The sequence below is a fragment of the Dokdonella fugitiva genome (assembly GCF_014138265.1).
GTDB classification, from domain to species: domain Bacteria; phylum Pseudomonadota; class Gammaproteobacteria; order Xanthomonadales; family Rhodanobacteraceae; genus Dokdonella_A; species Dokdonella_A fugitiva_A.
In genome coordinates this window covers 291,854-313,848 of the sequence record NZ_JACGXL010000001.1, presented here as the reverse complement: position 1 = coordinate 313,848, position 21,995 = coordinate 291,854, and the positions used below count along the sequence as shown (strand labels likewise).

General features: G+C 71.0%; 16 protein-coding genes. 6 read left to right on the top strand and 10 right to left on the bottom strand.

What is annotated here, in order from left to right:
• Positions 1 to 25 precede the first annotated feature (25 nt).
• The 4 genes from FHW12_RS01390 to FHW12_RS01375 form a co-directional block, all read right to left on the bottom strand.
• On the bottom strand, positions 26 to 331 hold the full coding sequence (locus FHW12_RS01390; protein WP_182529196.1) for a hypothetical protein: 306 nt from the start codon (positions 329 to 331) through the stop codon (positions 26 to 28).
• A gap of 223 nt (positions 332 to 554) precedes the next feature.
• On the bottom strand, positions 555 to 4,229 hold the full coding sequence (locus tag FHW12_RS01385; RefSeq protein WP_182529195.1) for a S8 family serine peptidase: 3,675 nt from the start codon (positions 4,227 to 4,229) through the stop codon (positions 555 to 557).
• 132 nt (positions 4,230 to 4,361) lie between these two features.
• A complete protein-coding gene (locus FHW12_RS01380; protein WP_182529194.1) occupies positions 4,362 to 7,298 on the bottom strand; it encodes a DUF4394 domain-containing protein in 2,937 nt (978 codons plus the stop codon).
• A 207-nt stretch (positions 7,299 to 7,505) separates the two neighbouring features.
• A complete protein-coding gene (locus FHW12_RS01375) occupies positions 7,506 to 9,863 on the bottom strand; it encodes a winged helix-turn-helix domain-containing protein (RefSeq protein ID WP_182529193.1) in 2,358 nt (785 codons plus the stop codon).
• 179 nt (positions 9,864 to 10,042) lie between these two features.
• Here FHW12_RS01375 and FHW12_RS01370 point away from each other — a divergent pair, with 179 nt between their 5' ends.
• The gene (locus tag FHW12_RS01370; protein WP_182529192.1) at positions 10,043 to 10,897 is read left to right on the top strand and encodes a DoxX family membrane protein; all 855 of its coding nucleotides are present in this window, start codon (positions 10,043 to 10,045) and stop codon (positions 10,895 to 10,897) included.
• 6 nt (positions 10,898 to 10,903) lie between these two features.
• On the opposite strand, the gene FHW12_RS01365 is transcribed toward FHW12_RS01370, so the two are convergent.
• From FHW12_RS01365 to FHW12_RS01350, 4 genes are read right to left on the bottom strand one after another with little or no spacing between them, the layout of a single operon-like run.
• Positions 10,904 to 11,917, bottom strand: coding sequence for a HEAT repeat domain-containing protein (locus FHW12_RS01365; RefSeq protein WP_182529191.1), 1,014 nt, complete (start codon positions 11,915 to 11,917; stop codon positions 10,904 to 10,906).
• A complete protein-coding gene (locus tag FHW12_RS01360; RefSeq protein WP_182529190.1) occupies positions 11,914 to 13,152 on the bottom strand; it encodes a HEAT repeat domain-containing protein in 1,239 nt (412 codons plus the stop codon). Before FHW12_RS01360 ends, FHW12_RS01365 begins: the two co-directional genes overlap by 4 nt.
• A 23-nt stretch (positions 13,153 to 13,175) precedes the next feature.
• Positions 13,176 to 13,931, bottom strand: a complete 756-nt coding sequence (locus tag FHW12_RS01355) for a hypothetical protein (protein WP_182529189.1) — start codon at positions 13,929 to 13,931, stop codon at positions 13,176 to 13,178.
• A gap of 4 nt (positions 13,932 to 13,935) precedes the next feature.
• Positions 13,936 to 14,496, bottom strand: a complete 561-nt coding sequence (locus tag FHW12_RS01350; RefSeq protein ID WP_182529188.1) for an RNA polymerase sigma factor — start codon at positions 14,494 to 14,496, stop codon at positions 13,936 to 13,938.
• A 162-nt stretch (positions 14,497 to 14,658) separates the two neighbouring features.
• Here FHW12_RS01350 and FHW12_RS01345 point away from each other — a divergent pair, with 162 nt between their 5' ends.
• Together FHW12_RS01345 and FHW12_RS01340 are read left to right on the top strand one after the other, a co-directional pair.
• Positions 14,659 to 15,210, top strand: coding sequence for an RNA polymerase sigma factor (locus tag FHW12_RS01345; RefSeq protein WP_182529187.1), 552 nt, complete (start codon positions 14,659 to 14,661; stop codon positions 15,208 to 15,210).
• On the top strand, positions 15,207 to 16,079 hold the full coding sequence (locus tag FHW12_RS01340) for a hypothetical protein (RefSeq protein ID WP_182529186.1): 873 nt from the start codon (positions 15,207 to 15,209) through the stop codon (positions 16,077 to 16,079). The genes FHW12_RS01345 and FHW12_RS01340 overlap by 4 nt, the downstream gene beginning before the upstream one ends.
• A 64-nt stretch (positions 16,080 to 16,143) precedes the next feature.
• On the opposite strand, the gene FHW12_RS01335 is transcribed toward FHW12_RS01340, so the two are convergent.
• Positions 16,144 to 17,181, bottom strand: a complete 1,038-nt coding sequence (locus FHW12_RS01335; RefSeq protein ID WP_182529185.1) for a choice-of-anchor Q domain-containing protein — start codon at positions 17,179 to 17,181, stop codon at positions 16,144 to 16,146.
• 101 nt (positions 17,182 to 17,282) lie between these two features.
• On the opposite strand from FHW12_RS01335, the gene FHW12_RS01330 reads away from it, so the two are divergent.
• The 3 genes from FHW12_RS01330 to FHW12_RS01320 are packed head-to-tail and all read left to right on the top strand — an operon-like array spanning position 17,283 to position 21,435.
• Positions 17,283 to 17,873: an IMPACT family protein gene (locus tag FHW12_RS01330; RefSeq protein WP_182529184.1), complete on the top strand. Its 591-nt coding sequence runs from the start codon at positions 17,283 to 17,285 to the stop codon at positions 17,871 to 17,873.
• A gap of 53 nt (positions 17,874 to 17,926) precedes the next feature.
• Complete coding sequence (locus FHW12_RS01325; protein ID WP_182529183.1) at positions 17,927 to 19,693, top strand: ABC transporter transmembrane domain-containing protein; 1,767 nt, start codon at positions 17,927 to 17,929, stop codon at positions 19,691 to 19,693.
• Complete coding sequence (locus tag FHW12_RS01320; protein ID WP_182529182.1) at positions 19,693 to 21,435, top strand: tetratricopeptide repeat protein; 1,743 nt, start codon at positions 19,693 to 19,695, stop codon at positions 21,433 to 21,435. Before FHW12_RS01325 ends, FHW12_RS01320 begins: the two co-directional genes overlap by 1 nt.
• A 161-nt stretch (positions 21,436 to 21,596) precedes the next feature.
• On the opposite strand, the gene FHW12_RS01315 is transcribed toward FHW12_RS01320, so the two are convergent.
• Positions 21,597 to 21,803, bottom strand: coding sequence for a cold-shock protein (locus FHW12_RS01315; protein WP_131997747.1), 207 nt, complete (start codon positions 21,801 to 21,803; stop codon positions 21,597 to 21,599).
• Positions 21,804 to 21,995 lie beyond the last annotated feature (192 nt).

Below are 21,995 nucleotides of genomic sequence, written 5' to 3'. Positions count from 1 at the left end.
GTCCACTCGGCGCCGGTGCGCGGTTTCAGGTTTCGAGCGAGCGCTGGGAAGCGGCGAGATCGAGCCATTCCTTGCCCGCCACGAGCCGGTAGCATGGCAGTTCCGCGCGTTCGAGCGCGTCGACGAGGCTCGACGCGAGATGGATCGCACGCCGTTCGCCGATGCCGAAGTCGACGTAACCGTCGTACCACCGGTAGCCGGTCGGCGACTTCGACGACGGTTCGATGCGGCACGCACCCGGGTCGTGGTTCGGCCGGAAGCCGGCGATGAACGCATCGACTGCGCCGGCGGCTTCACCGTCCGCCTCGAACACGAGGAGACCTGCTGCCACCCGACAGCCGGGTTCATGACGACGCTCATGGGCGAGTCTCCAGAGCTTCGGGAACCCGACGATAGCCCTGCCCCCGTTAAGCCGGCGTGATGGCGGCGACGCGTCGCGCGTAGATGTAGCGCTGCCCGCCTCGCGCAGCACGCCGAGGATTTCGTGGGTTCCATCGGTATCGAGCACTCGCGTCGCGGATTGCACGCCGGTGCCACGGCGGCCGGCGCGCCACTCATGGGGCACAGCCCTTCACGACGACGTCGTCGATCGCCCAGTTCGCGCCGCCGCGATGCGCGAAGCGGTCGTGCCCGAGGCGGAAGCGGAACTTCACCGACTGGCCCGCGTAGGCCGACAGATCGACGACCGAATCCGTGTACGGTCGCGGGTCGCCGCACCAACCTTGCCGGTTGCCGAGCGGGTTGCCGAAACTGCCGCTGATCGCTCCGTCGTACGGCGTCGTCAACAGCACGCTCGACGGCATCTGCGTCCAGCCGGAGCCGCCGTTGCTCGAGATCTCCAGCAATGCGCCGTCCTGGCAGCCACCGCCGGCTCCGGTCTTCAACGACTGCTGGTTCCAGAACGACAGGTTCAGCGGTGACAGCCCGGTCGGCAGCACGATCGTCGGCGAGATCAACCACTGGTCGTTGACGGCTCCCGCCGGCGGCGCCGCGGCTTGCCAGGCGTTCGCTCCGCGGTGCGCGACGTCGCCGAGGACCCATCCGTCGACGCTGCCCGCGGCCGCGCCATGCGTCCACGCACCGTCACCCTGCTCCATGCCGTCGTCGAACACGATCGTCGGCGCGACGTCCACCGCGCAATCACCGGCGCGCGCGACGGTGACGAATTGCCGCGCACCGACGACGACCGCGGCAGGATCGAAGCCGTCGACGAAGATCGCGTCCGCGGCGACGACCGGGGCGCTGTCGCCGCACGCATTGCGCGCGATCACGCGCCACCAGTAACGCGTGCTGGAGGCGAGCATCTGCGGCTCTTCGATCGTCCACGCGGTCTGCAGCGTCTCGGTCGACGCGACGACATGGGTGAACGCCGCATCGGTCGCGACCTGCACGAGGTAGCGATATCCCTGCGCCGTGGCCTGCCACGCGAGCGTCGGCTGCAGCGGAACATCGGTACCGCCGTCGGCAGGGCCGTCGAGCGACGGCACGGCCGGAGTGCTGTCGTAGACACTGAACTCGAAACCGATCGATTTCGTGATGGACGCTGCGGAGCCGGTCGCCGTCATCGCATACGTGCCCGCCGCCGCGGACGCCTGCGCGACCACGTGCATCGCGGCGTCGTCCGGCGCGACGACCGGGTTCGGATCGAACGTGACCGTCGTTGCCGCAGGATTGCCGCTCGCGGCGAACGCGACCGGATCGCTGAAGCCGCCGACCTGGCCGACGTGGACCGTCGTGCCGGTCGCGCTGCCCGCGCACACCTGCAGCGAAGGCTGCGCCGCGGCCAGCGTGAACGTCGACACGGTGCGGCAATTGCTGCAGACGAGCGCGTAGTCCTGGTTCGGACCCGTGCCGCTGTTGGTCGCGTCGCCGGCGATGTTGCGCGCGAGCACGGTCACCGCGACTTCGCCGGAACGTCCCGGCGGCAGGAACACGGCTTCGTAGTTGTCCAGCGCGTCGGGAACGCCGCCGGTCGTGCTCCACTGGTGGTCGAAATGGTTGCCGAGATACGCCTGCCCGCCCACCGCGACCGCGAGGTCGAGATCGTTGACCTGCGGGCTTGTACCGAGCGCGCCCGGCGCGTCGGTGTAGGCGAGTGCGACGCGCAGCGGCCGCGCGGGATCGGCGACGCCCCAGATGTAGCTGCGCGTCTCGCCGCTGGCGGTGACGAGGTCGCTCTGGTCGAGCACGATCTTCGGCGTCGCGTCGAACATGTCGCGCAGGTTCGGCATACCGAAACCCTGCGCGTTGCTCGGCAGGTCGTCGTTCGCGTCGACACCGGTGAGGTAGCTCGGGTGCGCCATCAGCCACGCTTTCATCAGCGCCGGACTCGGTGCGCGTGCGTCGCCGACCTCGACGACGCTGCCGGCGCCTGCACCGGCACCGCCCTGCTCGATCCACCAGTACGCGAGCGACGCGATACCCGACACCGCCGGCGTCGAATGGCTCGTACCCGACGACGCGGCGAACTCGGTCTGCCCCGCGGGATGGTACGGGTCGCACACGCCTTCGCCGGTGTAACCCGCATAGTTGCTCGCGCCGGACTGGACGTGCGAGCCCGGCGCGATGAGCTCGGGCTTCACGCGGTTGCCGGGCGCCGGACCACGGCTCGAAAAGCGCGCGACATCGTTCGCGTCGTTCGCGTCGGACGGCCCGGCGCCGCAGCCGTCGGTCCAGTCGGGACGCACGTTCTCCGACGCGCCTACGGTGATGACGTTCTTGCCTGCGGCCGGCGACGAGATCGTCGCCGCATTCGGGCCGGAGTTCGCCGCGGCGACGACGTAGATCATTTCCTGGTTGCCCGCGCGGGTGGCGTCGGCATCGCGCACGCCCGCGTCGTAGGCCTGGTCGACCGCGTCGTAGGTGAGCGGCGGCGGGTTGGCACCCCACGAGTTGCTGCTGATCTTCGCGCCGTTCTGCGCGTTCGCGGCAATGAGGCCTTGCGCGCTGTCGCCGCACGCGCTCGTGTCGAAGCCCGGCACGAAGATCGCGGTCGAGCCGATGCGACCGAACGGATTCACGCCCAGTCCGAGCTGGAAGCCCGACGCGTCCTGGTACGGCGATCCGCCGCGCTGGTCGTAGCCGACGACGATGCCGGCGTTGAGCGAACCGTGCCCGTCGATCGCGCCGACCTGCGCGTCCGGCGTCGACGAGCAATTGTGGAAGTACGCGACGCGCGACGGCTGTGCGGCGTCGCCATCGACGTGCAGCTTGACGTCCGCGGTGTTCAGCACCGTCACGCCGCTGCCGCCTTCGTCGATCGTGCTGTCGGTGAGATCGACGACAGGATACGCGCCCGGGTCCCGGCTGAAGCCGCGATCGAGCAGGAACTGCAGGTAGCCGACCGATGCCGGCGTCGGCGCGAGATCGCCGGCGAGGATCACGTCCTGCTTCTCGTCCATGAGCTTGAACGCCGGCGTCTCGCCGACGAAGGTCACGTCGGACCGTTCGGCGATCGCCGCGACGTCGGCGACGCGCACGCGCAGCGATGCGTTCTCGAACGCGAGGATCGGCGTCCAGCGGACGTCGGACATGCCCGCACCGAGCGGCGCCTGCCGCGCCGGCGGCAGCAGCGCCCGCTCCTGCACGAAGCGACGGGTGGCGTCGACGCCGGCGTGGCGATACACCTGCACCGTCACGTCGACTTCGTCGTTCGACGCCGCGTTCGCGTCGAGGCGCTGCTGCAGTCGCGGATCGACTTTGAGGAAACCGTAGTACGGCGCCGCGTACTGCAGCCAGCTCGTCGTGTCGCGCAGCCGCGCGAGCCGCGCCTGCGCCTGCGCGTCGGCCCAGACGAGGTAGCCGTGATCGGCGACGTACTGCACCGGCACGATGCCGCGTGCAGCGAGCGCGTCGAGCCAGGCCTTGCGCACGGGGCCGACGAACTGCACGACCTGCAGCGACGCTCCGGCCGGCGCCTGCAGCGAGAACGGCGCCGGTGCCGCGGGCGTTCCGTCGCGCGTGTCGAACGGGTGCGCGGTGAACCGCAGCACGTCCGAGGCGACGACCGCGCCGTCCACGGTCGCCTGCGTGCCCGCGACGTCGTACAGCGCGAAGCTGCCGTAATCCTGCAGCAGGCGCACGCCAGCGCCGGACATCGGCGCATCGGCAGGCACCAGCAGCTTGCGGGTCGCCGGCGTCGGCGTGGTCGCCGACGCAGGAGCGAAAACGGACGCGTCGCTCGCGGCGCACAGCACGACGGCGATCGCCGTCGCGAGGGAGTTGCGCATGGTCATGGTCCTCGAAGCGTGGTCGCGCGCACGGCGCGCGAGCTCGTCGTGACTCCTGCGCCTGCGCCCGCTCCCTCAAGGGAGGAAAGAGAACGGGCGCGGCGCAGGAGGTTGAACGGATCGACCGCGGGATCAGCCGTCGATGTTGACGCCCTGGATGACGTGCATCCCCGGGAAGCCGATCGATGCCGTCGTCGCCGGCGCGGCGAGGCCGCACGCGGTCGAGCTCAGGAAGCTCGGGTGCGTTTCCGCCGCCGTCGTCGAGCCGATGTAGAACGCCGTGCCGTCACCGCTGCCATCCTCGGTCGAGACTTCGACGACGAGGTCGTTCGCGACCGTGTCGGCCACCGTGCCCGAGACCGGCACGTTGATGCTGGTCAGCGCCGAGCCGGCCGGCGCGGTCGTCGCCGCCTGGCCGACCTGGGTCAACTGCGCGGTGTCGATGGTGTCGACCGCGACGCCGTGCGGGATCGTGTACAGCGTGACGGTGACGCCGGGCGCTCCGTTCGTCTGTTCGACCGAAACGTCGACGCTCGACACGTGCACCGGCGAGGTCAGCGCATACTCGCTGAAGTAATAGCGGCGCCAGTACTGGTTGTCCGCGGTCGTGCCGCTCGCGCTGTCGCCGCAGGCGGCGGAGTTCTGCGCGATCGGCGTGCTGGCTGCGGTCTGCGCGAGCGTCGTCGCCCCGCCGCCACCGGCCCCGTCGAAGCCGTCCGCGAAGATCGTGTCGACCGGTTGCGCCGGCCCGACGGTCAGGTGCACCGGGATCGCGACGCGGCTGTGCGAGAGGTCGTTGCTGTAGACGCAGAGGTTCGCGTCGTAGTCACCCGGGGCGAGCGCTGCCGCATCGAACGTGACGTTGACCGTCGTGGGATGCGCCTGTTCCGGGTCCGGCGTGACCGTGCCGCCGGCGATGTCGTAGCCGAGCCACGGCGTGTCCGCCGGCGTCGCGCACACCGCACCCGACTTCGCGATCGCCATGCTGTCGACTTCGCTCGCCATGTCGCTGATCGCGGTCGCCGCGCCGGTCAGCGGATCGACCGTGTACATGACGCGGCTCGTCTCGTCCGCGCTGGCGAGATAGAGCACTCCGGTTTCGGCGTCGAAATCGAGCCCCTGGCCGAACACCGCGTCGAAGCCGAGCGAGCCGATCACCTGGGTCGCGGCGTTGGTCTTGTCGATCGCGACGAGCGCGTCGCCGTCCGAATCGATGCCGTACATGAGGCCACTGCGGTCGAACGTGATGTCGCGGATCATGCCGCCGAGCGTGCCGACCAGCGTGGTGGCGGCCGTCGCGAGGTCGATCGTGTAGAGGGTGCTCGAGCGCGACGCGCTGCGGAAGTCGTCGATGACGAGATAGGTCGTTCCGCTGGTCGGATCCCAGCGCATGCCGCCCGGCTCGACGATGCAGCAGCTCACGAGCCCTGTGCTGCCGACGACCGTCGTGCTGCCGTCGAGCGTGCTGATCGTGTAGAGCTTGCCTTCGAAGTAGTCGACGCCGTATTGCTTGCTGAAGTCGTTGTCGACGAAAGTGATGCCGAACAGCGGGGGGCTGTCGGCGAGGATGACGTTCGACGTCGACGGTGCCGCCGCGTCGAAGCTCACGTAGTCGGCCCCGTTCACGGTGACCTGCGTCGCGTAGACCGGCACCTGCATCGTGCCCGCGGGCGCGTGCACCTTCGACTTCGACGCGCGGCGGGCGCTGTCCGGCGACACGCCGACACCGTCCCACGGGCCGTGGAACGGCACGCTCGTGCGCGGCGTCTTCGGGAAGTGCGCGTTCGCGGCCGGCGGCGTCATGCTCCAGACGAGGTCGCGGTTGCCGATGTTGTCGATCGACAGGGGCGCGCTCGTGCTGCTGCCCGCGGGCACGCTCGGCGTGAAGCCGGTGGCAGCATTGGGCGTCGTGATCATCGTCGGCGTGCCGACGTCGAGCGTCGCCGCCGCCGTCGCGCTGTAGCTGGTCGGATTGGCCGGTGTCCACGCGATCGCGAGGCCGTCGTGCAGGCTCGCGCTGTCGTAGGAGTACTGGTTCGCGAACGAGCCGTTCGACTGCAGGCCGACCGTGGCCGAGACGCCGTTGTCGTACCCCGCGCCGGCGCCGCCGAAGCTCGTCGTCTGGTATTCGAAATCGATCGAGCCGTCGGCCTCGTCGAGGATGACCTCGAACGTCGCGCCGGTCTGACCGGTCGGGTCGCCGTTGTCGCCGTAGCTGAACTTGTTCTTGTACTCGACCACGAACTGCCGGTTCGGCGCGCTGCCGAGCGTGGCGTAGTAGATCGTGCCGTTCGGCAGCATGTCGTCCCAGTACGGCAGGATCGCCGGGTTGTTCAGTCCGGACGACGGCAGCGCGGTGTTGTTGTACGGGAACGCGGAGCAGGACGACAGCCCGAAGTAGAGGCCGCCGTTGTTGCCGATGCACAGGTCGCTCGACGCGGTTCCGTAGAACGGAAAGGCGAACGGCATCGTGACCGCCGCGGCGCCGTCGTCGCTGAGGTTGAGCGCGGTGCCGCTCGCGCTGACGTCGACGAAAGCGTACGGCGCCGATGCGTTCGCGCTGTAGCCGGCGAGGGCGTCGCTCGCGGTCCAGGTCGACGTGAACGTGCCGTTGTCGTGGCCCGGACTCGCGCTCGCGACGATCACGCGGTGGTAGCGGTAGGTCGCGCCCGGCGCGAGCACGACGTTCGAATTGGTCAGCAGCTGCCCGACATGATCGTCGACGAGGGTGTGGTAGTTGAGCGTCGTCGCGGACTGGTTGGTCACGGTGTAACAGACGTCGACCTCGTCGCCGACGTCGACCGCGAGATCGGTCGCTGTTCCGCACAGGTTCGGATCGCCCGGATCGGCCAGGGCAAGCGTGACGGCGAGGCAGAGTCCGTCCGGCGCGCAGCTGCCGCCGGCGACGCCGCCGGGTTGCTTCACGGGTGCGGTGCCGAGCGTGAACGCGTGCCCGGCGCTCGCCTTGTTCATGCTCGTGCGCGGCAGCGGCTGCGCCGTCACGCCTGCAGCGAGCAGCGTGAGCGCGGCAGCCGGCAGCACGCGGCCGAGATATGGCAGGACTTTCATCAACGTACCCCACTGCAGATGTCGTCCACGGCCCGCCCAGGACCGCGACGCCTGACCTTCTTTCGGGCTCGACGCTCCGGTCGGGCCTGCGCATGTCCGCCGCATGTCGGCGGTCGATGCAGGGTGGACGCAGCCGGCGCGGTGCGCTTGTAGAAGTCTTGTAGGAGGCTTGAGCGGCGCTTGTAGAACGCGTTGCCGGCGCGGGAATCAGTGGCTTGCCGTCGTTGCGGGAAGGACGCGCTCGCCCGCGAGCTGGCGCGCCCGCTCGAGCGCCGCGCGCGCAGCATCGTCCTTGCGCAAGGCCTGGTAGACCTGGGCCTGCACCCAGCTCGCCCGCATGTCCTGGTTCGACCACGGTGCGAGGCGACCGCCGATCGCGCTGGCCTGCTCGACGCGTCCCGCAGCGAGCAGCGCTTCGACGTACGACTGGCCGACGACGACGATGTCTTCGGGGATGCCGAGGCGCTCCGCTCGCGTCATCGCCGCCGCGTACCCCTGCAGCGCGGGCTCCACGCTGCCTTCGAGGCGCGCCTGGTCCGCTTCGAGCAGTTCGACGTAGAGCGAGCGCCGATCTCCGGATGCGGCGTCTGCCCACGCCCGCAGCCGCTTGATCTCGGCCGCGGCGGAGGTCACGTCGCCGGCGCGCTGGAGCGCGCGGATGCGCGTGGTCCAGGCGCCCTCGTAGTCGAGCCAGTTCGTGCTTTCGAGTTCGGGCGTCAACGCCTTCCCTGCCAACGCCACGGCGTGCGCATGGTCGCCACGCAGGAGGGCGAGGTCGGCGGCGAGCGCGTCGGCTTCGATGCGCACGACCGCGTCGGTGGTCGGATCGCTCGACGCGCGGATGCGCGCGACGAGGTCATCCGCGTCGCGCAGCCGGCCCGCGCCGGCGAGCGCGACCGCGCGGCTGAGCGTGAGCCACCAGCCCTCGCGCGGGTTGCGGCTATGGGTGTCCACCGGCCAGAAGCGGTCGGTCGTCGCGAGCGCCTTGTCGTGCTCGAGCAGCATCGACTGCGCGTCGGCGAGCGAACGCAACGCCGAATTCAGCGCCTCGGGCGTGGCTAGGACGCGGAAGCGGTCGGCTGCATCGCTGAAGATCGGCGCCGCGATCGCCGGCTGTCCCCGATCCATCGCGACGGCGCCGAGGTTGAGATCCACGCGCGCGACGCCGAATGCATCGTTGCTCATTTCGTGCAGCATGCGCGCCTGGCCGAAGAACGCGGCGGCCTCGTCGAGGCGCTGCGCCTGCCCGGCGACGACGCCGCGACCGGTGTAGGCGGCCGCGAGCAGGTCGGGATCATTCTGCAGGCGCAACAACTGAATGACCTCGACGAACGCGGCGTCGGCCTCGGTATCGCGGTCGAGCCGGACCAGAGCGACGCCGAGCCGGTTCAACGCGCGCGCGCGCAAGCGCGGGTTGCGGTCGGCCGGCACGCGATCCAGCACCGACTCGGCGAGCTTCCGGCTCGCTTCGTACTCGCCCGCGAAGAACTCGATCACGGACGTGCTCAACGCGATCTCGGGACTCGCCTGCACCGTGGCAGGCGCGTCCTTGATCAGTGCGCGCGCCAAGTCGAGCTGCCCCGACAACACCGCGGCACTGACCCGGCGATCGAGCTCTTCGGCGGCGCGCGACTGATCGGTCTCCTCGCTCGGCGGCGGCGACAGGCCGAGCTTCACGAGAAGCTGGTCCGCGGCCGCACGGCCGGCCGCGAGCACGTCGGTGGCCTGGCCTTCGGCGAGCACGGTGCGACCGTCGCCGCGCGCTTCGAGGCTCACGCTCCAGGTCGCGTTCGCGAGCACGACGCGCGGCTGGATCAGCAGGGCCTTCGAGCCGGTGTGGCTGGCGATGCCCGCATCGAGCTGGTGCGCGTTGACGAGTCCGAGCACGCTCTCGCTCGGCGTGGTGACCAAGTTGCCCTTGCGCAACCGGTTGGCGACGAGATCCATGAAGCCGAGGCGCAGCCATGCCCATTCGCCGCTCGCTTCGACCTGCGCCGGCAACACCATCGCCGGCGCGCGCCGCTCCGCGACCATCGGCACGGTCGCGCGCGGGGCGGGTCGACGTTCGACGAGGAAGAATCCGATCGCGACCAGCGCGACCAGCGCGCCAGCGAACGCGAGCAGCGCGCGAATCCGCGGGCGTCCGCCAGGCGCGCGCGTCGCGCTCGCCGGCGTGGGTGCCGGCATCGGTGCGTCGACCGGCCCTGGCGCCGCGGCCATTGGCTCCGCCGATCGTCCCTCGGATGCTTCGACGGTCGGCTCGACGATCCATCGATAGCCGAGCCTGGGCAAGGTGCGGATGCTGTTCTGTTCGTTACCGGTGTCGCCGAGCAGCCGGCGCAGCCGCATGATCGCGTGGCTGAGCGAGACGTCGCTGCTGTCCGCGCGCCCCCATACGGCGGCGACGAGTTCGTCGCGGCCGACCGAGCGCTCGCGGTTGCGGATCAGGTAGACGAGGCAATCGATCGTGCTGACCGGTAGCGCGACCAGTTCGTCGTCCTTGTACAGCTCGCGTGCCTGCGGGTCGAGACGGAAATTGCGGAAGCGATAGATGGGCAACGACATGGCGATAGCTTATCGCCTTCGTCCACCCGCCAGCGCTGCGTGCGGGCGCGCGGCGACGCGGGATGGCGGCCGTCGCGCGCAATCCGTGCATCGCGGACGAGCGGTGCGCGCATGCCCATCCGCGGCACCGACCGCGGTCACGCGTGGTAAAACGGGCCACTGCAACGCAGGACCCGACGATGGCCTCTTCGCTCGCAGCCGCATCCGGCGCACCGGCCGCCGCCTCCACTCCCGCCGAAGCGGACCGCCCGGCCGCCTCGCGGATCGCCTTCGCGGTGACGATGATCGCCCTCGGCGTGCTCGGCCTCGTCCACGGCGACTTTGCGCTCGTCTGGCAACGCATCCCGATCGAGCATCTGCCCGGCCGCACTGCGATCGCCTATGCGTGCGCGCTGGTCGAACTCGGCGGCGGCCTCGCCCTGCTGCCTGCGGCGACGACGCGCGGCGCAACCCGCGTGCTCGCCGTGTTCCTGCTGCTCTGGCTCGTGCTGTTGAAGCTGCCGGCGGTCGTGGTCGTGCCGCAGATGGAAGCGACCTGGCTCGGCTTCGGCGAGATCGCGGTCATGTTCGCCGGTACGTGGACCCTGCTCGCGCAGCGGCCCGGCGATTGGGAGCGCGCGCACGTTCCGTTCGCGGTCGGCGAGCGTGGCCTGCGCGGTGCGCGTGCGTTGTTCGTCGCCACGTTGCCGATGATCGGCCTGTCGCACTTCTTCTACGCGGAGCAGACCGCCGCCTTCGTGCCCGCATGGCTGCCGTATCCGCTGTTCTGGGCCTACCTGACCGGCACCGGCAGCCTCGCCGCGAGCCTCGCCCTGCTGCTCGGCGTCTGGCCGCGCCTCGCCGCGACGCTCGAGGCGGCCATGCTCGGGGTCATCACCCTGCTCGTCTGGGGACCGAAACTGCTCGTGCTCGATCGGACGAACTGGACCGGTTTCTTCATCTCGAGCGCGATCGCCTGCGGTGCATGGATCGTCGCCGACGGTTATCGCGACCGCGGCTGGCTCGCACGCCGCGCCGCGGTCACGGGTTCCTGAGGCGCTTCAGCGCGATGGCGACGCCGCGCCCGCCTTCGCGAGCACGTCGTCGAGCGCCTGCAGCGCACGCGGCGAACCGGACTGGCCGAGCCAGAACAGCGCCTGCTTCTTCGCGTCTCGCGGATATGTGCCGCGCAGGATCGCGATGAGCGCGTCCTCGGCCTTGTCGTCGCCGAGCTGCGACAGCGCGAACACGGCTTGCTCACGCACATCGGCGGAGGTGTCGCCGGCGACCGCCGCGGTGATGTCGGCCGCCGCGCGTGGATCGCCCATCTGCGCCATCCAGAACAATGCCTGGCTGCGTACATGGTCGCTGCGATCGCTACGCGAGATCGCGAGGATGCGCGCATAGGCGTCGACGCCCGAGGCCTGCGACAGCGCGAAGATCGCGTGTTCGCGCAGGTCCGGATCGGCGTCGGTCGTCGCGTAGTGCTCGACGATCCCGGCGCCGTCGGCGCCGCGCGCCTGGCCGAGCCAGAACAGCGCCTGCTCGCGCGTCTCCTGCGCATGCTTCGGCTCGGCGAGCGTCGCGAGCGCGCGCGTCGCGGCGGGTTCCGCGTGGTACGCGATCGCCGAGAGCGCGGAATCGATGTCCGCCTTGGCCGAGCGTGGTTCGGTTGCCCACGCCGCGAGCAGCTCGACGCTGCGCGCGGGCACGACCGCGTCGATCTCGCGGATTGGTTTCGCGCCGCGCACCGGACACGACGCACCCACCGCGCGCACATCGCCGATGCGACCTTTCACGACGCGCGCGTAGACGGCGAGCTCGGTGTCGTGGCGCGGGTCGCCGTCGCTGGTGCCGAAGATCCCGACGCGCGCATCGAGATCGCAGCCGACCTCGAGCGGCACGCCGCGACGGGTGCTGTAGCAGCACGGTGCGCGGGCGCCGTCGACGAGCGGGACGCGCCAGCCGACCCAACCGTCGCTGCGCGCGACGTCGGCGGCGAAATCGGCCGCCTTCGCCGGCGTCGCGTGCGCGCCGAGCGCAGCCAGCATGCACAACAGCAAGGTCCTGGTCATGGCTTGCCCGCCTTGTCGAGTTCGGATTCGATGGCGTCGATCGCGGCGTCGTCGCCCATCGTCGTCAGCGTGCGCAGCAGTGTCTTCTTCTCGTCGACCGTCTTCGCATTGCGGTACAGCTCGAGCACGGCGTCGCTGTCGTCGGCGACGAGCAGGCCCTGCAGCACCGCATCGCGCAACGCCGGCGTGTTCGCGCTCGCGTACAACCTGCGCAGCTCCGCGGCACCGCCGCGGTCGCCGGCGACGCCGAGAGCGTGCAGCGCGGCGATGCGGATTTCCTCGGGCTGCGTCGCGTCCGCGGCGATCACCGCGAGGGCGTCGCTGTTGCCGGCGACGCCGAGCGCGTCGACGATCGCGTGCCGGTTCGGCAGGTCCTGCGTGACGTCGTAAAGCTGCTTGAGTTCGGCCGAGGCGTCGAGCGCGCCGAGCGTCTGGATCGCGTGCGCGCGCACGGCCGGGTCCGTCTCGCCGCGCGCGGCGGCGAGCACGAGGTCCTTGCGGTCGGCGACGAGGTAGGCGTCGAGGATCTGCCGCTTTTCGCGCGCGTCCTTGCTGCCCGCGTAGAGCTCGCGCAGGCGCTCGATCGCGCGGTCCTCGCCGCTCACGCCGAGGATGCGCACGGCTTCCTCGCGCAACTCCGGATCGCTCGCACCCTTCGCCGCCTCCACCACGTCGTCGAGGCCGTGGCTGTCGTCGAGCTGGCTCATCACGAACAGCGCGCGCTTCTTCAACTTGACCGAATACGGCCCTTTCAGCACCTTCTTGAGCAGCGGCATCGCGCGCTCGGCCGGCGCGCTCATGAGGCCCTCGAGCGCGACTTCGGCGAGTTCCTCGTTGCCGATGTCCGTCGCGGCGGGCTTCGCCGTCGCCGGCGAGGCCTTTTGCACGAGCGCATCGGCGTCCTTGCTCCAGCGGCTCTGCGGGAATTCGCGCCGGAGCTTGTCGAGCACGTTCTTCGCCTCGTTCGTGCGCTTGGCCTGCACGAGCGCGTACGCTTCCCAGTACAGCGCAGCGTCGGCGCTCTGCGGTTCCTTCTCGCGCAGCTGCGCCTCGAGCTCGGTGAAGCGCTTCAGCGCCGTGCTCCAGTCCGATTTCTTCAATGCCGCCTGGCCCTGCCAATACAGCTGGTTCGACGCCTTGTCGTTCGGCGCCATGTCGCCTTCGCTCGCGGCGAACGCGACGTTCGCGGCGAGCGCGACGGCGGCGGCGAGGAGGCGGACGGTGATCGTTTTCATTCGGGGCATGCTCCGTGGTCGTCTTACGTGCGGCGTTCGCCGTTACGGTCGAGGCGGGCCTGCGTCGCGCGCACCTGGAACAACAGGTCGGTCGAGCGAAGGTAGTCGCGCAGGCCTTCATTGCCTTTGACGGGCGTCGACGCGGGCTGGTTAGCGAGGGAGATCAGCACGGGTTCGAGCTGGCGCAGGAAATCGGCGAGCTGGCCGTTGCCGGCGCGCGCGGCCGCGCGTGCGTACAGTCGATTCGCGTCGACGAGGGAGGCGGCGAGTTCGCGGTTGCCGTCGAGCAGCTCGCGGCTGTCGCTGTTGCTCGCGGTGAGCAGCACGCCTTCGGTCGCGCGCAGGTGCGCCGCGACGTAGGCGTCCAGCACGCGCATCGCGGTCGCGTCCGCGCGCGCCTGCGCGACCTCGTCGGGTCCTGGCGCGCTTTGCCGGCCCGCGTAGAACGCCGCGCCGACGACGAGCGCGAGCGCGAACGCGCCGGCCCAGGCGAGGCGCGGCGGATCGAGCCAGTCGCGCACGCGGTCGAGCCACGCCGCGCGCGGCGCGCGGACGGCGAGGCGCGGCTCGAGCCCGCGCCACAGGCGCCGCTCGAAGCCGGCGTCGGCGACCGGCGCGGGCAGCGCGTCGACCTCGGCGAGCACGCGCAACAGCGCGTCGCGCCGCGCGCGCAGCTCCGCCGATGCGGCGAGCGCCGCGTCGATGCGCGCGAGTTCGCCGGGCTCGAGGCCGTCGCGGTAGTGGTGCAGGACGAGGTCTTCGTCGCTGATCGTGTTCATGGCTTCACCCGCTGGGTTCGAGCACGCTGCGCAGCTTGCGCACCGCGCGGAAGATCGCCTGCTTGCAGGCGCCGACGTTGAGCGACAGCGCCGCCGAGATGTCCTCGAGCGACTGGCCCTCGTGATGGCGCAGCACGAACGCGCTGCGCTCGAGCACGCTCATGCGCGCGAGTTCGGCCTCGATGCCGCGGCGCAGCTCCGCACTGCGCGCGAGCCGCTCGGGGCCGGGACGCGCCTCGAGCGCGCGCGCGAGCAGGTCTTCGCCCTCCTCGCCCTCGGGCAGTGCGGACTCGACGCGCCCGCGTCGACGCATCTGCTCGAGCGCCGCGTTCACCCCGATGCGGTGCAGCCAGGTCGAGAACGCGGCGCGCCCGTCGAAATCACGCAAATGCCTCCAGGCATTGAAGAACGCCTCCTGCACCGCATCTTCGGCGATGGCCTTGTCGCCGGTGATGCGCGCGCAGACGCGGTACAACGCGCCCGCGTGCGCATCGACGAGGCGTCGAAACGCGACGGCATCCCCTGCGCCTGCGCTGGCGATCCAGCGCGCTTCGTCGTCGGTCATGCTGCATAGGATGCGCGATCGGTGGCGGTGGTTAGCAAGGTCCGGGCGCTTGCCTGAACGGCAGCGCCGCAGCGGCAACCCCGCGGCCGGGTCGGCCGCGTTGCATGAGGCGGTCCGACCCGGATCGTGACGTTTCCGGTCCCTATGCCGTACCCTCGGCCAATGGGGGACGAAAGAACCGACGAGGAATTGATGCTCGCATACGCCGGAGGCGACCTGCTCGCCTTCGAGACGCTCTATCGGCGCCACCGCGGCACGCTGTACCGCTTCCTGCTGCGCAGCCTGCGCCATCGCGCCGACGCCGACGAGCTGTTCCAGGAGTGCTGGAGCCGGCTCGTCGCGGCACGGGAGCGCTACCGGCCGGATGCGAAGTTCACGACGTGGCTGCTGCAGATCGCGCACAACCTCGTCATCGACCGCTTCCGCCGCCAACGACCGCAGGCATCGCCCGAAGAGACGGAGACCGTGCTGCGCAACCTCGACGCGCCCGACAGCGAGCAGCCCGAACGCGCGCTGAGCGAGTTCGAGCAGCGCCGACGCCTGCAGCTGGCGCTCGAGGACCTGCCCGAGGAGCAGCGCGTCGCGTTCCTGCTGCGCGTCGAAGGCGGCCTCGGCCTCGAGGAGATCGGCGAGATCACCGGCGCCGGCCGCGAGACCGTGAAGTCGCGCCTGCGCTACGCGCTCGCGCGCATCCGCGCAAGGTTCCAGACATGAGCCTGCCGCGCGACCCCGACCACGATCTCGACCGCCTGCTCGCCGACGACGGCGGCGAACTGACTGCGCTGTATCGGCGCCTGCCGAAGGCCGAGCCGCCGCGCCGGCTCGACCGCAGCGTGCTCGGCGAAGCCGCGCGCGCGGTGCGCGGCTACACGCCGCGCCGGCAGCGCTGGCTGCTCGGCGTCGGCTCCGCTGCGGGCATCGTGCTCGCAGCGGGCATCGCCTGGCACGTCGGCCAGGATGCGGTGCGGCACGAGGCCCAAGGCGAAATGCCCGTGCAGAGCGCGCCGGCGGCACCCTCGCGCAACCAGAACTACGTACCGGTGCAGCCGCTCAGCGAGCCTGCCGCCAAACACGCGCCGCCGATGGCGCAGGACGCGGTCGGCGCGGCCGCGCCTGCTGCGGCGCCGCCACCTGCAGCGGCCAAGCCCGTGCCGCGCAAGGCCGGGGCGCGCGCGAAGGACGTCGCGCCTCCGCTCGCCCAACCGGCCACACCGCCCGTCGCCCCGCCGCCCGCGGCGGCTGCGGCAGCGCCCGCAGCGGAAGCGTTCCCCGCCCAGACGCAGCGCCAGGAAGCCGAGGCGGCCACGGGTGCGGCGCGCGCCGGCGCCGCCGCCGAATCCGACCTGATGGCGAAGGAGCGCCTCGACGACAAGGCCTTGCGCACGCGCGCCGCACCGGCGCCGCCGAGCAGTTCGGTCGAACTGCGCCGCGACATGCAGCTCGCGCCGGAGGACTGGCTCGCGCACGTCCGCCAGTTGCTGCACCAGGGTCGGCGTCAGCAGGCGATCGAGAGCTTGCGCCTGTTCCGCAAAGCGCATCCGCGCCATCCGCTGCCGGACGAGCTGCGCGCGCTGCTCGACTGAAAGCCGCCGAGCCATCACAAGGGCCAGCGTCGCGCGGGGTGTGCGAACGTCGTGTGCCGATGCCCTAGGTTTCGAAGTCGTCGGCGAAGATCACGTCGCCGCGCTCGTACGCGCCGAGGTCGACGGTGCCCGCATAGGTGCGCGGATTGCCTTCGAGGTCCATGGTCGGCAGGCCGCCGGCAGGTGCCGGCGTCCCTGCGCCGAGCAGCGGCGACGCGGCCGACAGGTGGAAGTTGCCCGCGGCGGCGAACTGCGGATCGACGCCGAGGTTGCCGTTGCTACCGGCAGCCGGCGAGCCGGTGATCGCCGCGTAGTCGTTGTGGTCGAGCAGCGTGCGACCATCGTAGAACTGCAGGTCGGTGCCGCCCGTGTTGCCCCAGAACACGTTGTTCGCGAGGTACGAGCTCGGCACGGCGCCGTTGCGGTAATTGATGAACACCATCGTCGGCGCGGCGCCGCTCGCGCTGTTGCCGGTGATCGTGTTGTTGGTCATGTACACGTTCGTCGTGGTGCCGCCGTACAGGTAGAGCGCGCCGTTGTTCGGCGCGCTGTTGCCGGTGACGAGGTTGCCGTCGACGTGGATCTCGCCATCGCCGTCGATGATCGCGCCGCCGACCGCGTAGTCGGAGCTGTTGTCGCGCAGGATGCACGCGGCGAGCACGACCTGGCTCGTCGAAAGGCTGCCGCTCATCTGCAGCCCGCCGCCCGAGGATCCGCTGCGCAGCCCGTTGCGTATCGTCAGGTGGCGTATCGCGACGCTGCCCGGCCCGTTGATCGCGAGCACCTGCGACACGCCGCCGCCGTCGAGCACGGTGTCGCGCGGGTCCTGCGATCCACTCGTGCAGGACGCGTCGAAGCCGCCGTTGATCGTCAATGCGAAGACCTGGGTCGAGTTGAACGAGAAGCCGTTGCCGCCGGTGAGATAGTTGCCGCGGACGAGGCGGATGACGTCGTCCTCGCCGTTGCTCGCCGCGACCTGCAGCTTCGCGCGCAGGTCGCCGGCCGTACTCACGCACCACGTCGCCGCCGCGGCACAGGCCGGCACCAGCGCCGCCGCGATGCTCAGGGTCGTCGCGATGGACGATGCCTTCGATCGGTTCATGGGAGCCTCCGCTCGCGGATCGCCGCGATTTCCCTGTTACACGCCGAACGACGGCGGAACCGGGCACGCGGTCGCCCGGTGCAGGCGATACACTCGCATCGATGAGCGAAGCATGCACCTTGCGCGGCGAAGCGAGCCTGCAGCTGGACGTCAGGAAGAGCCGCTTTCTCGCGCGCGCCGTGCCGGCCGACACGCCCGAGGCGGCCGCCGCGTTCGTCGCGCGCGTCGGCGACGCCGCGGCCACCCACAACTGCTGGGCCTGGCGCATCGGCGCGAGCTACCGCTTCAGCGACGACGGCGAACCCGGTGGCAGCGCGGGCAAGCCGATCCTCATGGCGATCGATGGGCAGTCGGTCGATCGGGTGGCGGTCGTCGTCACGCGCTGGTACGGCGGCATCAAGCTCGGCGTCGGCGGACTCGCGCGCGCGTACGGCGGCTGCGCCGCCGAATGCCTGCGGCGCGCCGAGCGCGAACCGATCGTCGACCTGCGCCGTGCACGCATCCGCTGCGATTACGCGACCTTGCCGGTGCTGCACGCGCGGCTGCGCGAGTTCGGCGCGGCCAAGCGCGCGGAACGCGCCGATGCCGACGGCATCGAGCTCGACATCGAGCTGCCGGCCGAACGCGTCGACGCCCTCGCCGCCTACGTGCGCGACCTCACGCGCGGCCGCGGCGCGCTCGAACGCGCTTGAACCCGCGAACGCCGCCCGCACCTCGTCCCGACCTTCCCGCTTCCGACGCGCCGATGCCCGACCAGCCTGCCACCGACCCGCCGCGCAAGCTCCGCTCGCTGACCCGCTTGCTGCCTTACCTCAGGCCGTACCGCGGCCTGCTCACGGGCTGGCTCGGCTTCCTCGCCGTATCGTCCGCGGCGACACTGACCCTGCCGCAAGCCGTGCGGGTGATGATCGACCACGGCTTCACGCAGTCGAACGCGGCGGCGATCAACGCGAGCTTCCTCGGCCTGTTCGCGGTGGCCGCGGTGCTCGCGATCGCGACCGCGGCTCGCTTCTTCTTCGTGACCCTGCTCGGCGAGCGTGTCGCGGCGGACCTGCGCCGGCGCCTGTACGACCACCTGCTCACGCTCGACCAGGCGTTCTACGAGAGCACGCGCACGGGCGAACTCGTGTCGCGCCTCGCCGCCGACACCGAACTCGTGCAGACGGTCGTCGGCTCGACCCTGTCGGTCGCGCTGCGCAGCGTCGTGACCCTGATCGGCGGCGCCGCCGCGATGATCTGGACGAGTCCGCGCCTTGCCGGCTTCACCGTGCTGGTAATCCCGGCGGTGGTGCTGCCGATCGTCGTGTTCGGCCGGCGCGTGTCGAAGCTCTCGCGCGAGAGCCAGGACCGCATCGCCGACGCGTCGGCGACGGCGAGCGAGGCGCTCAACGCGGTGCACACGGTGCAGGCGTACACGCGCGAGCCGGAAGAGTCGCGCCGCTACGCCGACGCGATCCGCCGCGCGCTCGACGTCGCGCGCCGGCGCATCGCGATGACCGGCAGCCTGACCGCGATGGTGATCCTGCTCGTATTCGGTGCGATCACGCTCGTGCTGTGGGCCGGCGCGAAGGCGGTCATGGCCGGCACGATGGCGCCGGGTGTGCTCAGCCAGTTCGTGCTGTACGCGGTGTTCGCCGCGGGCTCGGTCGGCGCGCTCAGCGAAGTGTGGGGCCAGGTGCTGCGCGCCGTCGGCGCGCTCGGCCGCATCGGCGACCTGCTCGACACGCGCGCGGGCATCGTCTCGCCCATGCCCGCCGTGCCGCTCGCGCAGCCGGTGCGTGGCGCGATCCGCTTCGAACACGTCGAGTTCCACTATCCGTCGCGCCCCGATCGCGCCGCGCTGCACGATTTCACGCTCGATGTGCAACCGGGCCAGACGATCGCCCTGGTCGGCCCGTCGGGCGCGGGCAAGACCACCGTGTTCCAGCTGCTGCTGCGCTTCTACGATCCGGGCAGCGGCCGCATCCTGCTCGACGGCGTCGACCTTCGTGCGCTCGCGTTGCCCGAGCTGCGCGGCAGCTACGCACTGGTGCCACAGGATCCGGTCCTGTTCGGTGCGAGCGCCGCCGACAACATCGGCTTCGGCCGCACCGGCGCGAGCCGCGACGACGTCGTCGCCGCCGCGCGCTCGGCCGAGGCGCACGACTTCGTCGAAACCCTGCCCGAAGCGTACGAGACCTACCTCGGCGAACGCGGCGTGCGCCTGTCCGGCGGCCAACAGCAACGCGTCGCGATCGCGCGCGCGTTGCTGCGCGACGCGCCCGTGCTGCTGCTCGACGAAGCGACCTCGAGCCTCGATGCGCAATCGGAGCACCTGATCCAGCAGGCGCTCGAGCGCCTCGAAGCCGGGCGCACGACGCTCGTGATCGCGCACCGCCTCGCCACGGTGCAGCGCGCCGACCGCATCGTCGTCCTGGACGGCGGGCGCATCGTCGCGCAGGGCACGCACGCCGAACTCGTGCGCGCGGGCGGCCTCTACGCCGAACTCGCGCGCCTGCAATTCGCTGCGTGATGAACGCGGCCGACGACGCGTTCGAGCGGCGCCTGCACGAGGCGGTCGCGCTCGCCGATCGCGGCGCGCTGCCTGCGGCGATCGAACACCTGCACGCGCTGCTGCTCGACCGCCCGCAAGTCACGGCGCTACGCCAGTTGCTCGCGCGCTGCCACCTGCGCGCGGGCGACCGCGACGCGGCGCTCGCGGTCGTCACGCATCCGTCGCTGATCGCGGACCGCGCGACGCTGTATGCGGTGGTCGCCGATTTCGCGGGCGCCGGCGCCTGGCAGGAGCACGCGGCGCTGCTCGAGGCCGTCGCGCGCCACGACCCGGCCGACTACGAGGCCGTGCTCGCACTCGCCGCGGCGCTGCATGCGCTCGGCTGCCCGAGTGCCGCGCTGCACTGGGCCCGGCATGCGAGCGCGTTGCGGCCGTCCGAACCGATGCCGCGCGCGATCGCTGCAACCGCGCTGGTCGACCGCGGCGACGTCGAAGCGGGGCTCGCCGACTATCGCGCCCTGCCGATGCAGGAGGGCGACGCCGAGCACGCCGCGCGCCAGCTCGTACTCATGCACTACGACCCGGCGCTCGACGCAGCAGCGATGTCGGCAGCGATCCGTGCCTATGCACGGCGCTTCCTGCCGCCGCCGGAACGGATCGAGCCGCGCTCGCGCGCGCCGGGGCAGCGCTTGCGCATCGGCTGGGTGTCGCCGCGCCTCGGCGACGGCCCGGTGCCGACGTTCCTTGCCGGCCTGCTGCGCGCGTTCGATCGTGAACGGCACGAGCACGTGCTCATCGATCTCGCCGGCACGCACACGCGCGTCGCGCGCTCGATGCTTTCCCAGGGCGACACCTGGGTCGACGCGAGCCACCTCGACGACGGCGCCCTGCTGCAGCGCCTGCGCGCGCTGCAGCTCGACGTGCTCGTCGACCTCGCGGGCCACTCGACCACGAACCGACTGCGCGTGCTCGCGCGCCGCGCGGCGCCGCTGCAACTGACCTGGCTCGACTGGTTCGACACGACCGGCGTCGCGGCGATCGATGCCTTCGTCGGCGACCCCTGGCTCACGCCGCCCGGCTCGGCCGCCGATTTCAGCGAGACGATCGCCATGCTGCCGTCCGGGCGCTTCTGCTACACGCCGCCGCGCGACGCCGTCGAGGTGTCGCGCGCCGGCGACGGCCCCGTGGTGTTCGCCTCGTTCAACCGGCTCGCCAAGCTCAACGACGGCGTGCTCGATGCCTGGGCACGTATCCTGCTCCAGTGCGACGACGCACGCCTCGTGCTGCGTGCGCGGCATTTCGGCGAAGCCGCGACACGCGCGCACGTCGCCGCACGCTTCGCCACGCGTGGCATCGACGAACGCCGGCTCGAGCTCGGCGGAGCGCTGTCGTACCGCGACCTGCTCGAGGCCTATCGTCGCGTCGACGTCGCGCTCGATCCGTTCCCGTTCTCCGGCTGCACGACGACTTGCGACGCGCTCTGGATGGGCTGCCCGGTCGTCACACTGGAAGGCCGCACCTACGTCGGCCGGCAGAGCGCGAGCCTGCTGCACCGGCTCGGCGCGACGGACTGGATCGCGACCGGCGCGGACGATTACGTCGCCCGTGCGCTCCACCTGGCGGGCGGAGTCGACGCGTTGCGCGCTGCTCGCGCCACGTTGCGCGAGCGCACGCTGGTCGCACTCTGCGATGCACGCCATCACGCCGACGAGTTCGCGAGAATGATCCAGGCGCGCTGGCGTGCCCACCATCCGGCGTAAGCGTTGTCCTGGAACGTGCCGCATGACAGGGCGCGCTGCTCTCGATCGCCGTTTACGCGTGGATCGCGCCGGCGCAGCCGCGAGAGGCGATCGAGGGCGATCACGCGGCAAAAAAAAGCCCCGCGGTTGCGGGGCTTCGTTTGCGGGTGCCGTCGGGAGCGCTACTTGACCGGTTGCACGCCCGATGCCTGGGAACCCTTCGGCCCCTGCACGATTTCGAAATTGACGCGCTGCCCCTGTTGCAGCGTGCGAAAGCCCTGCGAATTGATGGCCGAGTAGTGAACGAACACGTCCTCCCCGCCGTCCTCGGGCGCGATGAAGCCGAAGCCCTTCGCGTCGTTGAACCACTTCACTGTACCGGTAAGCATCGATGCCTCTCGCTGATTGGATCGCACCCCATGCAGCGCTGCCCTCCCCTCGGCGCAACGAACAGGTGCGTACCGAGTATAACAATTGCTTAACGGATCGAATCAAGTTGCAGTGCGCAAGTCCCGGACGCCGTGGGCGCTAGGGTCACCCTACGATCGATGCGGCGCAGAAGGCCTGAAACACGAAGCACG

What these genes read in the sequence shown, in the direction of transcription:
- FHW12_RS01385 (WP_182529195.1), bottom strand. Translation starts at nt 4,229, where the DNA reads ATGCGCAACTCCCTCGCGACGGCGATCGCCGTCGTGCTGTGCGCCGCG.
- FHW12_RS01380 (WP_182529194.1), bottom strand. Translation starts at nt 7,298, where the DNA reads ATGAAAGTCCTGCCATATCTCGGCCGCGTGCTGCCGGCTGCCGCGCTC.
- FHW12_RS01375 (WP_182529193.1), bottom strand. Translation starts at nt 9,863, where the DNA reads ATGTCGTTGCCCATCTATCGCTTCCGCAATTTCCGTCTCGACCCGCAG.
- FHW12_RS01370 (WP_182529192.1), top strand. Translation starts at nt 10,043, where the DNA reads ATGGCCTCTTCGCTCGCAGCCGCATCCGGCGCACCGGCCGCCGCCTCC.
- FHW12_RS01365 (WP_182529191.1), bottom strand. Translation starts at nt 11,917, where the DNA reads ATGACCAGGACCTTGCTGTTGTGCATGCTGGCTGCGCTCGGCGCGCAC.
- FHW12_RS01360 (WP_182529190.1), bottom strand. Translation starts at nt 13,152, where the DNA reads ATGAAAACGATCACCGTCCGCCTCCTCGCCGCCGCCGTCGCGCTCGCC.
- FHW12_RS01355 (WP_182529189.1), bottom strand. Translation starts at nt 13,931, where the DNA reads ATGAACACGATCAGCGACGAAGACCTCGTCCTGCACCACTACCGCGAC.
- FHW12_RS01350 (WP_182529188.1), bottom strand. Translation starts at nt 14,496, where the DNA reads ATGACCGACGACGAAGCGCGCTGGATCGCCAGCGCAGGCGCAGGGGAT.
- FHW12_RS01345 (WP_182529187.1), top strand. Translation starts at nt 14,659, where the DNA reads ATGGGGGACGAAAGAACCGACGAGGAATTGATGCTCGCATACGCCGGA.
- FHW12_RS01340 (WP_182529186.1), top strand. Translation starts at nt 15,207, where the DNA reads ATGAGCCTGCCGCGCGACCCCGACCACGATCTCGACCGCCTGCTCGCC.
- FHW12_RS01335 (WP_182529185.1), bottom strand. Translation starts at nt 17,181, where the DNA reads ATGAACCGATCGAAGGCATCGTCCATCGCGACGACCCTGAGCATCGCG.
- FHW12_RS01330 (WP_182529184.1), top strand. Translation starts at nt 17,283, where the DNA reads ATGAGCGAAGCATGCACCTTGCGCGGCGAAGCGAGCCTGCAGCTGGAC.
- FHW12_RS01325 (WP_182529183.1), top strand. Translation starts at nt 17,927, where the DNA reads ATGCCCGACCAGCCTGCCACCGACCCGCCGCGCAAGCTCCGCTCGCTG.
- FHW12_RS01320 (WP_182529182.1), top strand. Translation starts at nt 19,693, where the DNA reads ATGAACGCGGCCGACGACGCGTTCGAGCGGCGCCTGCACGAGGCGGTC.
- FHW12_RS01315 (WP_131997747.1), bottom strand. Translation starts at nt 21,803, where the DNA reads ATGCTTACCGGTACAGTGAAGTGGTTCAACGACGCGAAGGGCTTCGGC.